The sequence below is a fragment of the Nocardioides sp. LS1 genome, assembly GCF_003865225.1.
GTDB lineage: Bacteria > Actinomycetota > Actinomycetes > Propionibacteriales > Nocardioidaceae > Nocardioides > Nocardioides ginsengisegetis.
This window is the reverse complement of sequence record NZ_BIFF01000002.1, coordinates 407,764-424,628: the sequence shown is the minus strand read 5'-3', so window position 1 is coordinate 424,628 and position 16,865 is coordinate 407,764. Positions and strand designations below refer to the sequence as shown.

General features: G+C 72.5%; 15 protein-coding genes. 8 read left to right on the top strand and 7 right to left on the bottom strand.

What is annotated here, in order from left to right:
• Positions 1–11 precede the first annotated feature (11 nt).
• From dxs to EJF31_RS06840, 3 genes are read left to right on the top strand one after another with little or no spacing between them, the layout of a single operon-like run.
• Positions 12–1,916, top strand: coding sequence for a 1-deoxy-D-xylulose-5-phosphate synthase (gene dxs / locus EJF31_RS06850; protein WP_125036362.1), 1,905 nt, complete (start codon positions 12–14; stop codon positions 1,914–1,916).
• A complete protein-coding gene (locus EJF31_RS06845) occupies positions 1,897–3,144 on the top strand; it encodes a hypothetical protein (RefSeq protein WP_125036361.1) in 1,248 nt (415 codons plus the stop codon). Before dxs ends, EJF31_RS06845 begins: the two co-directional genes overlap by 20 nt.
• On the top strand, positions 3,141–4,052 hold the full coding sequence (locus EJF31_RS06840) for a homocysteine S-methyltransferase family protein (RefSeq protein WP_125036360.1): 912 nt from the start codon (positions 3,141–3,143) through the stop codon (positions 4,050–4,052). Before EJF31_RS06845 ends, EJF31_RS06840 begins: the two co-directional genes overlap by 4 nt.
• Here the strand turns inward: EJF31_RS06840 and EJF31_RS06835 are convergent.
• From EJF31_RS06835 to EJF31_RS06825, 3 genes are all read right to left on the bottom strand, one after another.
• Positions 4,049–4,738: a murein L,D-transpeptidase gene (locus EJF31_RS06835; protein WP_260430675.1), complete on the bottom strand. Its 690-nt coding sequence runs from the start codon at positions 4,736–4,738 to the stop codon at positions 4,049–4,051. The two genes, EJF31_RS06840 and EJF31_RS06835, sit on opposite strands and share 4 nt — an antisense overlap.
• A 63-nt stretch (positions 4,739–4,801) precedes the next feature.
• Entirely contained in the window at positions 4,802–6,886 is a 2,085-nt protein-coding gene (locus EJF31_RS06830) for a 3-hydroxyacyl-CoA dehydrogenase NAD-binding domain-containing protein (protein WP_125036359.1), read from the bottom strand.
• 1 nt (position 6,887) lies between these two features.
• On the bottom strand, positions 6,888–8,117 hold the full coding sequence (locus tag EJF31_RS06825) for a thiolase family protein (RefSeq protein ID WP_125036358.1): 1,230 nt from the start codon (positions 8,115–8,117) through the stop codon (positions 6,888–6,890).
• Positions 8,118–8,316: 199 nt separating this feature from the next.
• Here EJF31_RS06825 and EJF31_RS06820 point away from each other — a divergent pair, with 199 nt between their 5' ends.
• From EJF31_RS06820 to EJF31_RS06810, 3 genes are read left to right on the top strand one after another with little or no spacing between them, the layout of a single operon-like run.
• Positions 8,317–9,252 (top strand): PAC2 family protein, encoded by a 936-nt coding sequence (locus EJF31_RS06820; RefSeq protein ID WP_125036357.1) that lies wholly within the window; start codon positions 8,317–8,319, stop codon positions 9,250–9,252.
• A gap of 1 nt (position 9,253) precedes the next feature.
• On the top strand, positions 9,254–10,111 hold the full coding sequence (locus tag EJF31_RS06815) for an acyl-CoA thioesterase II (RefSeq protein ID WP_125036356.1): 858 nt from the start codon (positions 9,254–9,256) through the stop codon (positions 10,109–10,111).
• Positions 10,104–10,943: an acyl-CoA thioesterase II gene (locus tag EJF31_RS06810; protein WP_125036355.1), complete on the top strand. Its 840-nt coding sequence runs from the start codon at positions 10,104–10,106 to the stop codon at positions 10,941–10,943. Before EJF31_RS06815 ends, EJF31_RS06810 begins: the two co-directional genes overlap by 8 nt.
• 15 nt (positions 10,944–10,958) lie before the next feature.
• On the opposite strand, the gene EJF31_RS06805 is transcribed toward EJF31_RS06810, so the two are convergent.
• Both EJF31_RS06805 and EJF31_RS06800 read right to left on the bottom strand, forming a co-directional pair.
• On the bottom strand, positions 10,959–11,465 hold the full coding sequence (locus tag EJF31_RS06805; protein WP_125036354.1) for a PaaI family thioesterase: 507 nt from the start codon (positions 11,463–11,465) through the stop codon (positions 10,959–10,961).
• Positions 11,462–11,878 (bottom strand): helix-turn-helix domain-containing protein, encoded by a 417-nt coding sequence (locus EJF31_RS06800; protein ID WP_221767482.1) that lies wholly within the window; start codon positions 11,876–11,878, stop codon positions 11,462–11,464. The genes EJF31_RS06805 and EJF31_RS06800 overlap by 4 nt, the downstream gene beginning before the upstream one ends.
• A gap of 17 nt (positions 11,879–11,895) precedes the next feature.
• Here EJF31_RS06800 and EJF31_RS06795 point away from each other — a divergent pair, with 17 nt between their 5' ends.
• A complete protein-coding gene (locus tag EJF31_RS06795) occupies positions 11,896–13,287 on the top strand; it encodes an MFS transporter (protein ID WP_125036353.1) in 1,392 nt (463 codons plus the stop codon).
• On the opposite strand, the gene EJF31_RS06790 is transcribed toward EJF31_RS06795, so the two are convergent.
• Both EJF31_RS06790 and EJF31_RS06785 read right to left on the bottom strand, forming a co-directional pair.
• A complete protein-coding gene (locus EJF31_RS06790; RefSeq protein WP_125036352.1) occupies positions 13,232–14,080 on the bottom strand; it encodes a MaoC family dehydratase in 849 nt (282 codons plus the stop codon). The two genes, EJF31_RS06795 and EJF31_RS06790, sit on opposite strands and share 56 nt — an antisense overlap.
• A gap of 1 nt (position 14,081) precedes the next feature.
• On the bottom strand, positions 14,082–15,416 hold the full coding sequence (locus tag EJF31_RS06785) for a 3-oxoacyl-ACP reductase (RefSeq protein ID WP_125036351.1): 1,335 nt from the start codon (positions 15,414–15,416) through the stop codon (positions 14,082–14,084).
• Between the two features lie 153 nt (positions 15,417–15,569).
• Between EJF31_RS06785 and EJF31_RS06780 the strand changes: the two genes are divergently transcribed.
• Positions 15,570–16,850, top strand: a complete 1,281-nt coding sequence (locus EJF31_RS06780; RefSeq protein ID WP_125036350.1) for an acetyl-CoA C-acetyltransferase — start codon at positions 15,570–15,572, stop codon at positions 16,848–16,850.
• Positions 16,851–16,865: the final 15 nt, after the last annotated feature.

Below are 16,865 nucleotides of genomic sequence, written 5' to 3'. Positions count from 1 at the left end.
AACTCGCCGGCATGGCCATCCTCGAGTCGATCACGTGCCCGCAGGACCTGCGCGCGCTCAGCGACGACCAGCTGGAAACGCTTGCAGCAGAGATCCGTGACGTCCTCATCACCACGGTGGCCACCAACACCGGCCACCTCGGCCCCAACCTCGGTGTCGTCGAGCTGACGCTGGCGATCCACCGGGTCTTCGACAGCCCGCGCGACCGGGTCGTGTTCGACACCGGCCACCAGGCCTATGTCCACAAGCTCGTCACGGGCCGCAACGCGACGTTCGGCACCCTCCGCAAGGAGGGCGGGGTCAGCGGCTACCCGAGCCAGGCCGAGTCCGACCACGACATCGTCGAGAACTCCCACGCCTCCACCTCGCTCAGCTACGCCGACGGCATCGCCAAGGCCTACGCCATCCGCGGCGAGGACCGCCACGTCGTGGCCGTCATCGGCGACGGGGCGCTCACCGGCGGCATGGCCTGGGAGGCGCTCAACAACATCGCGATCAACCCACGGAGCCGGCTGGTCATCGTCGTCAACGACAACGGCCGCTCCTACACCCCGACCATCGGCGGCCTCGCCAACGCCCTCACCGGCCTGCGCACCAACCCGCGCTACGAGCACGTCCTCGACATGGTCAAGAAGCGCCTCAACGCCGTGCCGGGCGTCGGCCCCGCGGCGTACGACGCCCTCCACGCCATGAAGAAGGGCCTCAAGGACGCGCTGGCGCCGCAGGGCCTCTTCGAGGACCTCGGCCTGAAGTACGTCGGTCCCGTCGACGGCCACGACCGCGCTGCCATGGAGCACGTCCTTGCCCAGGCCAAGCGCTTCAACGGTCCGGTGATCGTGCATGCCCTCACCCGCAAGGGCTACGGCTACGACCCGGCGGAGCAGCACGAGGCCGACCAGTTCCACGCCCCCGGGCCGTTCGACGTGCAGACCGGCGCCGAGAAGCCCAAGGGCCGGATCTGGACCGACCACTTCTCCGAGGCCATCGTCGAGATCGGTGAGCGCCGACCCGACATCGTGGCCATCACCGCCGCGATGATGCACCCCGTCGGCCTCGACAAGTTCCAGGCCCGTTTCCCCGAGCGCACCTTCGACGTCGGCATCGCCGAGCAGCACGCCGCCACCTCCGCCGCGGGCCTCGCGATCGGCGGGCTGCACCCGGTGGTCGCGGTCTACGCGACGTTCCTCAACCGGGCCTTCGACCAGGTGCTCATGGACTGCGCGCTGCACAAGTGCGGCGTCACGTTCGTGCTCGACCGGGCCGGGGTCACCGGTGACGACGGCGCGAGCCACAACGGCATGTGGGACATGTCGATCCTCCAGGTCGTGCCCGGGCTCCGGCTCGCCGCGCCCCGTGACGTCGCGACCCTGCGCGAGGTGCTCGACGAGGCGGTCGAGGTCGATGACGCCCCGACCGTCGTCCGGTTCCCCAAGGGCCCGCCGCCCGAGGACATCCCGGCCGTCGGCAAGGCCGGCGGCGCCGACGTGCTCGTCCGCAACGGCACCAAGGACGTCCTGGTCGTCGCGGTCGGCTCGATGGCCTCGGTGGCCGTCGACGTCGCCGACCGCCTCGTCGCCCAGGGCATCGGCGTCACCGTGGTCGACCCCCGCTGGGTGATGCCGGTCGACCCCGCCCTGGTCGACCTCGCCCGCGAGCACCAGCTGGTCGTCAGCGTCGAGGACAACGGCCGCATCGGCGGCTGCGGCTCGGTCCTGCTCCAGACCCTCAACGACGCCGGCGTCCACACGCCCTTCCGCCTGCACGGCATCCCGCAGGAGTTCCTCGACCACGCCAAGCGCCCCGCGATCCTCGAACGCATCGGCCTGACCCCGCAGGCGCTCGCCCTCGGCATCGTCGAGGACATGACCGCCCTCAGCGAGGGCCGCACGCTGGTCGATGCCGACCGGCAGCCCTAGGACGCTCCTCGCCGTCGCGCTCCTCCTGGCCGCCCTGAGCGGGTGCAGCCAGGACGCGCCGGCGCCGGCCCCGGGGGCCGGCGGCACCACCGCGCACTCCGCGCCCGACGTCGTGCGGGGCATCACCCGCGCGCTGCACCGGCGCGCGGAGGCGATCCGCGACGGCGACGAGGCGGGCTTCCTGGCCGGCCTGGCGCGGCAGGACGACGGGACGCAGCAGGCCTACTTCGGCAACCTCCAGCAGCTCCCGCTCGAGCGGTTCGACTACGTCCTCGACCCGGCCAGCGTCGTCCGCGACGGCCACGACTACTGGGCGACGGTCGACGTACGCCTCCAGCTCGAGGGGTACGACGCGGTGCCGGTCACCTCGCCCGACCGCTACCTCTTCGCGCCGGTCCGCCGCCATCCCGGACGGTTCGCGCTGGCGTCCGTGACCGATGCCGCCTGGGAGCAGCGCAACCACGTGCGGCCCGAGCCGTGGGACGTCGGCCCGATCCAGGTCCGCACCGCCGACGGCGTGCTTGGCATCTTCGACGACACCAGTGTCGACGCCGCCCCGGCCCTGCTCGCCTCGGTCGAGACCGGCCTCGGCGAGGTGGGCACACACGTGCCCTACGACTGGCCCCACGACGTCGTGGTCTACGCGCTCTCCGACGACGCCTTCCTGACCGGGATCGAGGACCTGCCGGGCGGTGACCCCGAGACCCTCGACGGCGTCGCGTTCCCCGTGCGGGCGCGCCCGGATGGGGGCCCGATCGCCTCGACCCGCTTCGCGCTCAACCCCCGCCTGCTCGACGCCGCAGGCCCCGCCCGCGACCGCCTCGTCCGCCACGAGCTGACCCACGTCGCGGTGGGGGAGCACGACGACCACGCGCCGGTCTGGCTCAGCGAGGGCCTGGCCGAGTGGGTCTCGGTCCAGCCGCTCGCGCCCGAGGAGCGACGGATCGCGCCGGCCGCCGTCGACGCGGCCGAGGCCGGGCTGACCGACCTGCCGGCCGACGACAGCTTCAACGACGACGACTCGGCCGTGCACTACGCGACCGCGTGGTGGGCCTGCGAGTACCTCGCCGGCACCTACGGCGAGGGCACCCTCTGGTCGCTGCTCGACCTCATGGACGCGCCCGGCGCCGACCCCGACCGGGTGCTGCGTGACCAGGTCGGCATCACCACCCGTGAGCTCGCGCGCAAGGCCGGCAAGCTGATCGTCGCGACGTACAGTGAGCCATGACCCACGCCCTGCCTCAGCTGGCCGGGACGGCCTTCGTCACCGACGGTGGCCTCGAGACCGACCTGATCTTCCACCACGGCGTCGACCTCCCCGAGTTCGCCGCCTTTCCGCTGGTCGAGGACGACCGCGGGCGTGAGCTGCTGACCGCCTACTACGACGCGTACGCCGGGATCGCCCGGCGGGCCGGCGCCGGGCTCCTGCTCGAGGCGCCGACGTGGCGGGCCAACCCCGACTGGGCGGCGCTGGTGGGCTACGACGCGACCGCGCTCGACCGCGTCAACCGCGCCTCCATCGACCTGATGAGCGCCCTGCGCGAGACCCACGCCGACCTGCCGGACGTGCTCGTCGGTGGGGTCGTCGGGCCGCGCGGCGACGGCTACGTCGCGGCCGACGGGGTCGACCCCGACGAGGCCGCGGACTACCACTCCGCCCAGATGCGGTCCTTCGCCGCGGCCGGTGCCGACATCGTCACGGCGCTCACCCTCACCGGCGCGGAGGAGGCCATCGGTGTGGTCCGAGCGGCCCGCGCGGCGGGGCTGCACGTCGCCATCGGGTTCACCGTCGAGACCGACGGCCGGCTGCCCGACGGGACGCCGCTGGGCGCTGCGATCGAGCGGGTCGATGCCGAAGCCGCGCCCGACTACTTCGTCGTCAACTGCGCCCACCCGACGCACGTCGCGCCCGGCCTGGACGGCGGGGCGTGGGCCGAGCGGATCGTCGGCTTCCGGCCCAACGCCTCCACGCTCACCCACGCCGAGCTCGACGAGGCCGAGGAGCTCGACGCGGGCGACCTGGCCGAGCTCGCGTCGTCGTACGTCGCCCTCCGCCGCTCGCTGCCCAACCTCAGCGTCCTGGGAGGGTGCTGCGGCACCGACGCGACCCACGTGGCCGCGCTCTGGGGCGTCTAGAGCACCCGCACCGGCGTCGGCCGGGTCGTGAAGTTCCAGACCCTCAGCGACATCTCCCGCGAGAGCCGGATGCAGCCGTGCGACTGCGCCAGGTTGGTGCCGAGCAGCCAGTCGGCGTGGATCTGGTGGCCGTTGGACTTGTAGGTCGGGATCCGGTGGAAGCCCACGCCGCACGGCGCGAACCGCACGAAGTTCCACAGCCACTCCGAGCCGCCGACCGAGGAGTTCCTCTTGATCCGGGTGGCCCGGCCGCAGTAGGAGCCGGTGCCGTAGCTGCCCGGCCGCAGCACCGAGGTGTTGTCGACCATGCCCTCCTGGGCGACCACCCCGCCCTTCGGGCCGACCAGCCAGACCCAGTTCTGCCGCTGGCTGATCACGATCCGGCGGCCGCGGCCCGAGCCGGCCGGGACGGGCCGCAGGTCGCACCGGGGTGCCGTCTTCGCGTAGAGACGCTTGCGGGTGATCGGGTCCAGTCGGCCGCTCTGGGCGACGTGCCGCGCCGACTGGAAGCGGAGCACCGCCGAGCGGGTCCAGCGGCCGAGGTCGCCGGTCACGGGCCCGGCGTGGCAGCCCAGCGAGTTGAGGCGCTTCTGCGCCTTCTCCACCCAGGCCTCACCGGCGTGCGCGGGCGAGGCCGGCAGCACGGCCGCAAGGACGAGGGCGAGCACCACGAGCAGGCGTCGCACGATTCCTCCCGAAAAGGACACTGACCCGCCGGGGATCCCGGCGGGTCAGCATCATTGCAAGGTTCAGTGGAACTTGCCGAGGCCCTCGCGCTCGAGCAGCATCGTGAGGCCGCCGTTCCAGAACGAGAAGCCCGCCCCGGTGATCATCGCGAGGTCCAGGTCCTCGGGGCCGACGACGACGCCCTCGTCGAGCATCAGGCGCACCTCCTCGGCGAGCCCGGTGAGCGCCCGCGTGCGGACCTCCGCCGGCTCGAGGACGACCGGGTTCTCCGGCTTCTCCAGCAGCGCCTCGACCTCGGGGTCGATCGCGCCGTCGGGGCCGTAGTACGACGGCTTCCGCGCCGCCACCACGCGCTCGAGCGCGGGGGAGACGTAGAACCGGTCGGGGAAGGCACCCTTGAGCGTCTCGTTGTTGTGCAGCGCGATGGCCGGACCGACCAGCGAGAGCAGCATGAAGGGCGGCATCGGCGCGACACCCGCGAACGCGCTGTCGACGACCGGCACCGGGGTGCCCTCGTCGACGATCCGGCCGACCTCGCCCATGAAGCGGCCGAGGAGCCGGTTCACGATGAAGGACGGGCTGTCCTTGACCAGGATGGTGGTCTTCTTCAGCGCCTTGCCGGTCGCGAACGCCGTCGCCAGCGTGGCGTCGTCGGTCTGCTCGCCCTTGACGATCTCCAGCAGCGGCATGACGGCGACCGGGTTGAAGAAGTGGAAGCCGACGACCCGCTCGGGGTGCTCGAGGTCGGCCGCCATCTCGCTGATCGACAGCGAGGACGTGTTGGTCGCCAGGATGCACTCCGGCGACACGGCCTTCTCGACGTCGGCGAACACCGACTTCTTGACCGACATCTCCTCGAAGACGGCCTCGATGACGAAGTCGGCGTCGGCGAAGACCTCGCCCTTGTCGACCGCGCCGGTGACCAGGCCCTTGTGGCGGTTGGCCTTGTCGGCGTTGATCCGGCCCTTGGCGAGGAGCTTGTCGATCTCCTCGTGGACGTAGGCGACGCCCTTGTCGACGCGCTCCTGGTCGAGGTCGGTGAGGACCACCGGCACCTCGAGGCGGCGCACGAAGAGCAGTGCGAGCTGCGAGGCCATCAGGCCCGCACCCACGATGCCGACCTTGGTCACCGGGCGGGCCAGCGACCGGTCGGGGGCACCCGCCGGGCGCTTGGCGCGCTTCTGGACCAGGTCGAAGGCGTAGAGCGAGGCGAGCAGCTCCGGCGTACGGGACATGGCCTCGAGGGCCTCGTCCTCGCGCGCGAACCCGGCGTCGCGGTCGTTGTCGCGCGCCTTGTCGATCAGCTCGACGGCCTTGAGGGCGGCCGGGCTGGCGCCGCCGGTCTTGGCCTTGGCGACCTTCGCGCCGCGGGAGACCGCCGCGTCCCAGGCCTCGCCGCGGTCGACCTCGGGACGCTCGACGGTGACCTTGCCGGTCAGCACGTCGGCGGCCCAGAGCAGCGAGCGCTCGAGGTAGTCGACGCCGCCGAACACCGCGTCGGCCAGCCCGGCGTCGTACGCCGCCTTGCCGCCCAGGGTCTTGCCCTGGTTGAGCGGGTTCTCCACGATCAGCCTCACGGCCGTGTCGGCGCCGACGAGGTTGGGCACGAGGAACGCGCCGCCCCAGCCGGGGATCAGGCCGAGCATGACCTCGGGCAGGCCCAGGGCCGGCGCGGAGTCCATGACCGTGCGGTAGGTGCAGTGCAGTGCCACCTCGAGGCCGCCGCCGAGGGCGAGGCCGTTGATGAAGCCGAACGACGGCTTGGCCCGACCGTCATGGCCGTCCTGCAGCTTGCGGAAGACCGCGTGGCCGAGCTCGGCGACGATGCGTACGCCGTCCTCGCCACCGCCCGCGATGCTCGTCAGGTCGGCGCCGGCCGCCAGGATGAACGGCTTGCCGGTCACGCCGAGCGCGGTCACCTCGTCGTCGGCCAGTGCCGTGTCGATGGCGGCGTTGAGCGACAGCAGGCCGCGCGGGCCGAACGTGTTGGGCTTGGTGTGGTCCTCGCCGTTGTCGAGGGTGATCAGGCCCAGGACGCCGGCGCCGCCGGGGAGGGTGACCTTGCGGAGCTTGGCCTCGGTGACGCGCTCGGCGTCCGTGGAGATCTCCTGCGCACGCGCGAGGAGCTTCGTGATGTCAGCAGTCATGTCAGGCCGCACCCTTCTCATCCGTGTTGGCGGTCCAGTGGGGGTTCTCCCAGATGACGGTGCCGCCCATGCCGATGCCGATGCACATGGTCGTGAGGCCGTAGCGCACCTCGGGGCGCTCCTCGAACTGGCGAGCGAGCTGGTTCATCAGCCGCACGCCCGAGGAGGCGAGCGGGTGGCCCATGGCGATCGCGCCGCCGTAGGGGTTGACGCGGGCGTCGTCGTCGGCGATGCCGAAGTGCTCGAGGAAGGCGAGCACCTGCACGGCGAACGCCTCGTTGACCTCGAAGGCCTGGATGTCGTCGATGGTCAGGCCGGCCTGCTTGAGGGCCTTCTCGGTCGCCGGGATCGGGCCGGCGCCCATGACCTCGGGCTCGACACCGACGAAGGAGTAGGACACCAGGCGCATGCGGATCGGGAGGCCGAGCTCCTTGGCGGTCTCCTCGTCGGCCAGCAGGGCCGCGGTCGCGCCGTCGTTGATGCCCGCCGCGTTGCCGGCGGTCACCTTGCCGTGGGCGCGGAACGGCGTCTTCAGTCCGGCCAGCGACTCCATGGTGGTGCCGGGGCGCATCGGCTCGTCGGTGGTGGCCAGGCCCCAGCCCTGCTCGGCGGAGCGGGTGGCGACCGGGACGAGGTCGGGCTGGATCTTGCCGGCCTCGTAGGCGGCGACCGTCTTGTCCTGGGAGCGGACGGCGTAGGCGTCGACGCGCTCCTTGGTGATCGTGGGGTAGCGGTCGTGCAGGTTCTCGGCCGTCTTGCCCATCACCAGGGCGTCGGGGTTCACGATGCGCTCGGAGAGGATCCGCGGGTTGGGGTCGACGCCCTCACCCATGGGGTGGCGGCCCATGTGCTCGACGCCACCGGCGATGGCCACGTCGTAGGAGCCGAAGGCGATGCCCGAGGCGGTGGTGGTCACGGCGGTCATCGCGCCGGCGCACATGCGGTCGATCGCGAAGCCGGGCACCGACTGCGGCAGGCCGGCCAGCAGGGCGGCGGTGCGGCCGATGGTCAGGCCCTGGTCGCCGATCTGGGTGGTGGCGGCGACGGCCACCTCGTCGACCCGCTCCGGGGGGAGCGAGGGGTTGCGGCGCATGAGCTCGGAGATGCACTTGATGACCAGGTCATCGGCGCGGGTCTCGGCGTACTGGCCGTTGGCCTTGCCGACACCGAAGGGGGTGCGGACGCCGTCGACGAAGACGACCTCCCGCAGCTGCCGGGGCGCTCTGGACACGGCTGACTCCTTGGTTGTGTTCGGGGGATCGGGGATTCCGCCGTCAGGTTACCCCGCAGTAACAATCGGAGGACAGGCTCCGCGATGTGGGTGTCGTCACCCGTCCGGGGCGGGCTCCCGGGCCTGGCGCGCCGGGGGAATATCGTGGGCAGTCCCGGCGCTGCCCCGGCGCAGCCCGCCCCAGACTGGAAGGACCCCCGTGTCCCAGGACAACCGGCTCGTGCACATCGTCGACGAGGTGCCCGAGCTCGACGCCGCCCGTGCCGAGGGGCACCTCACCATGGTGCTCGTGCTCGACGGCTTCCTCGACGCCGGCAACGCCGCGGCCCGCGCCGCGCAGCACCTCATCGACCTCACCGACGGGGGCGGCTCGGTGGTCGCGACGTTCGACGTCGACCAGTTCCACGACTACCGCGCCCGCCGGCCCGCGATGACCTTCAACCGCGACCACTACGAGCAGTACGACGCCCCGCGCCTGCTCGTGCGGCTGCTCAAGGACAGCGGCGGCACGCCGTACCTCCTGCTGAGCGGTCCCGAGCCGGACAACCGCTGGGAGGCCTTCGCTCGCGCCGTCCGGTCCGTCGTCGAGCGCTTCGGCGTCACCCGGGTGGTCAGCATGGGCTCGGTGCCGATGGCGGTGCCGCACACCAGGCCGATCGCGATCACCCACCATGCCAACAACCCCGACCTCCTCACCGGCGAGAGCCCGTGGCGCGGCGAGCTGCGCATCCCCAGCTCCGCCCAGGCGCTGCTGGAGGTCCGGCTGGCCGAGTGGGGCCACGACGCGATGGGCTTCGTCGCGCACATCCCGCACTACCTCGCCCAGCTGGACTACCCCAAGGCGTCCGGTGCGCTGCTGGAGAACGTCGAGATCGCCGGCCGGCTGACCATCGACCTCTCCGGCCTGGCCGCCGAGGCCGAGGACCGCGAGGCGGAGATCGCCCGCTACCTCGCCGCCAACGACGAGGTCGAGGACGTCGTGCGCGCGCTCGAGCAGCAGTACGACGCCTTCGAGCGTGCCGAGGAGTCCGGCAGCAGCCTGCTGGCCGAGAACCAGCCGCTGCCCACGGGCGAGGAGATCGGCGAGCAGTTCGAGCAGTTCCTGGCCGGGCTCGACGGGCCCGACGAGTCCTGACGTGCCCGCCTCCGCCGACGACCTGGTCGCCCTGCTCGACCTGGAGGACCTCGACCTCAACCTGTTCCGCGGCCGCCAGCCCGACACCGCCCTCCAGCGCGTGTTCGGCGGGCAGGTGGCCGCGCAGGCGCTGCTCGCCGCGGCCCGGACCACGGACCCGGCGTACGTCGCCCACTCGCTGCACTCCTACTTCCTGCTGCCGGGCGACACGGCGGTGCCGATCATCTACGACGTGGAGCGGCTCCGCGACGGGCGCTCGTTCGCGACCCGCCGGGTCGTCGCGCGCCAGCACGGTCGCGCGATCTACTACCTGACGGCCAACTTCCAGCGGCCCGAGGAGGGCTTCGAGCACCAGGACGTCATGCCCGACGTCCCGGCGCCGGAGGAGGGCATCGACCTCGGGGCGATGTTCCGCGCGCGGGGCTCCGGCAACACCGCGGAGTGGGAGCGGGAGTGGGCCGCGCTGGACGTGCGCTACGTCGGCAACTCCCAGCAGGGGCTGCCCGAGGACCCGTCCCGCCCGGCCCGGGCGCGGCTGTGGATCCGGGTCAACGGCGAGCTGTCCGACGACCCGCTGCAGCACCTCGCGGCGTTCACCTACGCCAGCGACATGACGCTGCTCGGCTCGACGCTGGTGCCGCACGGCGTGCACATCTCGACGCCCGGCATGCAGGTCGCCTCGCTCGACCACACCGTGTGGTTCCACCGGCCGTTCCGGGCCGACCAGTGGTGGCTCTACGACCAGGAGAGCCCCTCGGCCTCCGGCGGTCGCGGGCTGGCCATCGCCCGGGTCTTCACCCAGGACGGCGTCCTCGCCGCCTCCGTCGCCCAGGAAGGCCTGATCCGCCGCCGTGACTGACTCGCTGACCGACCTGCTCGACCTCGAGGACCTCGATGCCGACCTGTTCCGCGGCCGGCCCGCCGACACCTCGCGACCCCGCGTCTACGGCGGCCAGGTCGCCGCCCAGGCGCTGATGGCGGCGGTGCGCACCGTCGACCCCGAGTACGTCACCCACTCGCTGCACTCCTACTTCCTGCTGCCCGGTGACACGGCGGTGCCGATCATCTACGACGTGGAGCGGCTCCGGGACGGGCGCTCGTTCGCGACCCGCCGGGTCGTGGCGCGCCAGCACGGCCGGCCGATCTACTACCTCACCGCGAGCTTCCAGCGGCCCGAGGAGGGCTTCGACCACCAGGACGTGATGCCCGAGGTGCCGTCGCCCGAGGAGGGCGTCGACATGATCGCGCTGATGGTCGCCGGGGGAGCGCCCGAGGCCGACGCGCTCGCCAAGGAGTGGTCGGCGCTCGACGCCCGTCACCTCGGCACGTCCCTGCGGGGCCTGCCCGAGGACAAGGCCCACCCGGCCCGCGCCCGGATGTGGATCCGGATCAACGAGCGGCTCTCGGACGACCCGGTCGACCATCTCGCGGCGTTCACGTTCGCCAGCGACATGAGCCTGCTCGGCGCCACCCTGTCGGCGCACAGGACCAACCCCGCGAAGGTGCAGATGGCCTCGCTGGACCACACGATCTGGTTCCACCGGCCGTTCCGGGCCGACGAGTGGTGGCTCTACGACCAGGTCTCGCCGTCGGCCCAGGGCGGCCGCGGCCTCGCCCACGCCCGGGTGTTCACCCAGGACGGCCTGCTGGTCGCCACCGTCGCCCAGGAGGGCCTGATCCGGCCGCGGTGAGCGACGTACGGCTGGTCAGGGCAGGTCGAAGACCAGCAGCGTGCTCGACGCGGTCGCGACCACCGCACCCGACTCGTCGGTGACGACGCCCTCGGTGAAGCCGACGCGGGAGCCGGCCTTGGTGACCGTGCCGGTCGCGGTCAGCAGGCCGCTGTCAGCGCGGACCGCCTTGAGGTAGTTCACCTTGATCTCGACCGAGGTGTAGCCGCGCCCCTGCGGCAGCGTGGTGTGCAGCGCGCAGCCGCACACCGAGTCGAGCAGCGTGCAGACCAGCCCGCCGTGGACCGCGCCGATCGGGTTGTACGCCGACTCGTCGGGGCGGCAGGTGAACACCGCGCGGCCGGGCTCGGCCTCGACGATCTGCATCTGTACCAGGCCCGCGATCGGGGGCGGCGGCAGCTCGCCGTCGACGATGGCGCGCAGGTGCTCCAGGCCGGGCAGCTTCAGGCCGTACGACGCCGCCTGCAGCGGGTCGTGCCAGGTGACGGTGCGGGTCCGGGCCTCGCTCCAGGCGTCCTTCACGGGTGCTCCTCGAGTCTTTGGGTGACGGGCTTGTAGTGGGTCATGCGGTCGGGGTCGTCCTCGGCCACCGCGTGCCGGAGCCCCCAGGCCAGCAGGCTGTCCAGGATCGGGACGAGCTCGCGGCCGGCCTCGGTGAGGACGTACTCGTGGCGGGCGGGGGAGGACTGGTACTCCTCGCGCGCCACGACCCCGGCCTCCTCCAGCGCCTTGAGACGCGCCGAGATCCGGTCGCGAGGTGCGCCGGTGCCGCGCACGATGTCGGTGAACCGGCGGCTGCCCATCGCGATCTCGCGGACCACGAGCAACGACCAGCGCTCGCCGACGACCTCGAGGGAGGCCGCGATCGGGCACGGCCGGCCGGGGAGGGCGGCCAGGGTCCCGGGCTGGCTGCCGGGCTGGTGACGTGTGCTCACGGTGCTAGTCTCCCAGCATGGGTTTGAAAGTCAAACTGACAACGCTCCCGCTCGTCTCGCTCGGCACGGCGCTGGTCCTGGTCACCTACGTGACGCCGATGGCCACCGTGCCCCGCACCGCCGCCGACCTCGCGGCCGGCCCCGTGGCGCGGGCCTGGATCCTGAGCTCGATGAGCGTCGGGCTCGCCGCCGCGCTGCTCGCCACCGGCGTGCTCGGCGACGCGTTCGGTCGCCGTCGCGCGTACGCCGCCGGGCTGGCCGCGCTGGCCGTCGGCGCCCTCGTCTGCGCCGTCGCCCAGGAGCCGGTGCTGTTCGTCGCCGGTCGGGTGGTCGAGGGAGTCGGTGGCGCGGCCGTTCTCGCCTGCGGGCTGGCCGTCCTGGCCCACACGTTCCCGCCGGGCCCGGAGCGCGTGCACGCGACCTCGGTCTGGGGCGCGAGCGTCGGGCTCGGCATCGCCGGCGGCGCGGTCCTGTCCGCAGCGCTGGACTTCGGGACCGGCTGGCGCGAGAGCTACGCGGTGACCGGCCTGCTCGGGCTGCTGCTGCTCGTCCCGAGCCGCCGCGGCATCGCCGACTCGGCCGCCGACCGGCGCCGCGGGATCGACGTACCGGGTCTGGGGCTGCTGGTCACCGGCATCACCCTGCTCGTGGCCGCGCTGACCCAGGGCCGCAACGGCGTCGACGGCATCACGACGGTCCTCGGGGTGCTGGCGCTCGTCGCGCTCGTGTCGTTCGGCGTCGTGGAGTCCCGCGTCGCCGCACCACTCATCGAGCCGGACCTGCTCCGCGCCCCGCGGTTCCGGGCCGCCGCGACGGGCTCGCTGGTCCTGGGCGCCGGCATCATCGGGATGGCGTCGTTCGTGCCGACGATCGCCCAGCTGGGGCTGGGCTCGAGCCTGTGGGTGGCGAGCCTGCTCGTGGTGGCGTGGGCCGGCACCAGCGTGGTCGCCTCGATGCTGGTCCGGCACCTCCCGCACCCGCTCGAGGGCCCCTACCCGGTGGCCGTCCTGCTCGTGCTGGTCGCGGCCGGGCAGGCGCTCGGCTACGGGCTGCACGAGGGGTCGAGCCCCGCACGCCTGGTGCTGCCGATGGTCGTCAGCGGTGTCGCCACTGGTCTCCTCAATGCCGTCCTCGGCCGCGAGGCCGTCGCCAGCGTGCCGCCGGACCGCGCCGCCATGGGCAGCGGCGCCAACAACACCGCCCGCTACCTCGGCGCGGCCGTCGGCATCACGCTCTTCGTGACCGTCGCGACCCACGTCGGCGGCTCGCTGGTCGACGGCTGGAATGCCGCCGTCCTCGTCGCGACCGCCCTCACCCTGGCCGGAGCCGCGGTGATCGCGGTGACCGGTCGCGCTACAGCGCCGTCGTCCGCCCCGCGAGGTGAGGAGCTCCCGACGACGGGTTCGTGAGCGCGAAGGCGTAGCCACCCTCGACGGGGGACGACCCCAGCTCGACCTTGCCCGGCAGGAGGATCGGCTTCTTGAACGCCACGTCCACGCGGACGGCGTCGGGGAGCCGGTTCTCCAGGGCCGCGATGCAGCGGGCCTTGCTCCACATGCCGTGCGCGATCTGGCGCGGGAAGCCCAGCGCCTTCGCGGTCAGCGGGTAGAGGTGGATCGGGTTGTGGTCGCCCGACACCGCGGCGTACTGGCGGCCGAGGTCGGCCGGCAGTCGCCAGACCGTGCCGGTGGGCCGCGCGTCCGGGAACGACGAGCCCGCCGAGGCGGACTCGTCACCGCGGCCCCGGCGCAGGTAGGTCGACGTGCTCTCCCAGACCACCTCGTCGGCGGCGCGGACGGTGGTCACGAACTCGAAGACCGTGCCCTTGGGGTGCGGCAGGGGCGCGCCGACCGACGCGCTGACGGCGAGCTCCTCGCCGATCCCGATCGGGCGGTGGCCGGTGATGGAGTTCTCCAGGTGCACGGTGCCGATTGCCGGAGCGGGGAAGGCCGCGTCGGTCATGATCGCCATGTGCAGCGGGAACGCCAGCATGTGCGGGTAGGGCAGCGGCACGGTGTCCTTGGCCGGGAAGCCGCACACCGAGGCGTACGCGTCGACGTGGTCGCGCTCGACCGTCACCGGCGGGCGCTCCCGGGTCAGGCCCGTGAAACCCTCCAGGGGCGCCTTGCGTACGCCGGGGAGCTGGCCGACCACGGGCAGCGACGGCAGCGCGGCCTTGAGCAGCAGGCCGATCTCGGCCATCTCAGGCGCCCAGCATCATCTGGCCGCAGACCCGCACCACGTTGCCGTTGACGGCGGTGGAGCCGGGGGAGGCGTACCACGCGATCGTCTCGGCGACGTCGACCGGCAGGCCGCCCTGCGACATCGCGTTGAGCCGCTGGCCGACCTCGCGGGTCGCGAACGGCACGGCCGCGGTCATCGCGGTGATGATGAAGCCGGGGGCGACGGCGTTGACCGTGATGCCGTCCTCGAGTTCGTCGGCGAGGGAGTCGACGAAGCCGATCACGCCGGCCTTGGAGGCGGCGTAGTTGGTCTGGCCGACGTTGCCCGCGATGCCGGCGATCGAGGCGACGCCGATGATCCGGCCGTTCTTGTTGATCACCTTCTGGTCGAGCAGCTCGCGGGTGATCCGCTCCGGGGCGGTGAGGTTGACCCCGATCACCGACTCCCAGCGGGCCTCGTCCATGTTGGCGAGCTTCTTGTCCCGGGTGATGCCGGCGTTGTGGACGACCACGTCGACCCCGCCGTGCTTCTCGGTCAGGTGGTGGGCGATCCGCTGCGGGGCGTCCTTGGCGGTGATGTCGAGGGCGAGGTGGTCGCCGTCGAGCTCCTTCATCAGGCGCACGAGGTCGTCGGCCGCCTGGGGGACGTCGACCCCGACGACGGTCGCGCCGTCGCGGTGCAGCACCCGGGCGATCTGCTCGCCGATGCCGCGGCTGGCGCCGGTGACCAGGGCGACCTTGCCCGCGAGCGGGCGCTGCCAGTCGGCGACCTCGACGGCCTTCTTCGTGCCCGTGGCGCCGATCCGCACGACCTGGCCGGAGACGTAGGCCGACTTGGGGGAGAGCAGGAACGCCAGGGTCGAGGCGACCGCCGCCTCGGCGCCGTCGGCGACGTAGACGAGCTGGACGGTGCCGCCCTTGCCGATCTCCTTGCCGAGGCTGCGGGTGAAGCCCTCGAGGGCGCGCTGGGCGACGCGCTCGCCGCCGCTGACCTGCTCCGGCGGCGTGCCGAGCACGACCACGCGCGGGCAGGACTCGAGGCTGCGCAGCAGCGGGGTGAAGAAGTCGCGGAGGGCGACGAGGTCGGAGGAGGAGGTCAGCCCGGTCGCGTCGAAGACGAGCGCCTTGTAGCGCTGGCCGTCCTCGGTCGCCTCGGTCGAGGCGATCCCGAGCAGGTCGAGGAGGCCGGTCAGCGACTCGGCGAGGCGGCCCTTGCCGCCCACGACGACGGTGCCGTCCACGAGCGGGGCGCCGGCGACGTACCGCTCGAGCTTCGTGGGGGCGGGCAGGCCGAGGTTCTTGACCAGCAGCTTGCCGATCGGCGACTGGGTGAAGCCCTGGTAACGGTCGCTCATGGGTGTGCGTTCCTCCGCAGGTCGGTGGTCGAGCCCGTCGAGACTCGGTCGGGTCCGCCATCATGTAACTAGAGGTGTAACTCAGAGTCCACATTTCGTGAGATGGCCCTCATAGCCTTCACGCGCGAGGCCGCGAGGGCAAGGATGTGGCCCATGAACTCCAGCACTCGCCGCGTCGCCGTGATCGGTGGCAACCGCATCCCCTTCGCCCGGTCCAACACCGTCTACGCGACCGCCTCCAACCAGGACATGCTGACCGCCGCGATCGACGGCCTGGTCACCCGGTTCGGCCTCGAGGGTGAGCGGGTCGGCGAGGTCGTCGCCGGCGCCGTGCTCAAGCACTCGCGCGACTTCAACCTGACCCGCGAGTCGGTGCTCGGCTCGAAGCTGTCACCGGAGTCGCCCGCGACCGACATCCAGCAGGCCTGCGGCACCGGCCTCCAGGCCGCGATCCAGGTCGCCAACAAGATTGCGCTCGGCCAGATCGAGGTCGGCATCGCCGGTGGCACCGACACCACCTCCGACGCCCCGATCGCCGTGGGCGAGGGCCTGCGCAAGATCCTGCTCGAGCTCAACCGCGCCAAGGACCTCAAGGGCCGCCTCGCGGCGCTGGCCAAGGTGCGCCCCGGCGACATCGTCCCGGCCATCCCGCAGAACGGCGAGCCCCGCACCGGCCTCGCCATGGGCGACCACGCCGCCCTGACCGCCCTGGAGTGGCAGATCGGCCGCGAGGAGCAGGACGAGCTCGCGGCCCTCTCGCACCAGCACCTCGCCGCGGCGTACGACGCCGGCTTCCTCGACGACCAGATCACGCCCTTCCGCGGCCTCGAGCGCGACCAGAACCTCCGCGCCGACTCCACCGTAGAGAAGCTCGCCAAGCTCAAGCCGGTCTTCGGCAAGGGCGAGGCCGCCACCATGACCGCCGGCAACTCCACGCCGCTCACCGACGGCGCGTCCGTCGTGCTGCTCGCCTCGGAGGAGTGGGCGAAGGCCAACGGGCACGAGCCGCTCGCCTATCTCACGGCCTACGAGACGGCCGCCGTCGACTACGTGCACGGCGGCGAGGGCCTGCTGATGGCTCCGGCGTACGCCGTGGCGCGGATGCTCGAGCGCGAGGGCCTGACCCTGCAGGACTTCGACTTCTACGAGATCCACGAGGCGTTCGCCTCGCAGGTGCTCTCCACGCTGAAGGCCTGGGAGGACCCGGTGTTCTGCAAGGAGCGCCTCGGCCTCGACGCGCCGCTCGGCTCGATCGACCGCAGCAAGCTCAACGTCAACGGCTCCTCGCTCGCCGCGGGCCACCCGTTCGCCGCGACCGGCGGCCGGATCGTCAACGTGCTGGGCAAGCTCCTCGCCCAGAAGGGCTCGGGCCGCGGCCTGATCTCCGTGTGCGCCGCCGGCGGCCAGGGCGTCGTCGCGATCCTGGAGCGCTGAGCCCCGTCGGTCCTC

Bases quoted from the DNA above. Each gene is read 5' to 3' on its own strand.
- dxs (WP_125036362.1), top strand. From the start codon at position 12: ATGGCCATCCTCGAGTCGATCACGTGCCCGCAGGACCTGCGCGCGCTC.
- EJF31_RS06845 (WP_125036361.1), top strand. From the start codon at position 1,897: ATGCCGACCGGCAGCCCTAGGACGCTCCTCGCCGTCGCGCTCCTCCTG.
- EJF31_RS06840 (WP_125036360.1), top strand. From the start codon at position 3,141: ATGACCCACGCCCTGCCTCAGCTGGCCGGGACGGCCTTCGTCACCGAC.
- EJF31_RS06830 (WP_125036359.1), bottom strand. From the start codon at position 6,886: ATGACTGCTGACATCACGAAGCTCCTCGCGCGTGCGCAGGAGATCTCC.
- EJF31_RS06795 (WP_125036353.1), top strand. From the start codon at position 11,896: ATGGGTTTGAAAGTCAAACTGACAACGCTCCCGCTCGTCTCGCTCGGC.
- EJF31_RS06790 (WP_125036352.1), bottom strand. From the start codon at position 14,080: ATGGCCGAGATCGGCCTGCTGCTCAAGGCCGCGCTGCCGTCGCTGCCC.
- EJF31_RS06785 (WP_125036351.1), bottom strand. From the start codon at position 15,416: ATGAGCGACCGTTACCAGGGCTTCACCCAGTCGCCGATCGGCAAGCTG.
- EJF31_RS06780 (WP_125036350.1), top strand. From the start codon at position 15,570: ATGAACTCCAGCACTCGCCGCGTCGCCGTGATCGGTGGCAACCGCATC.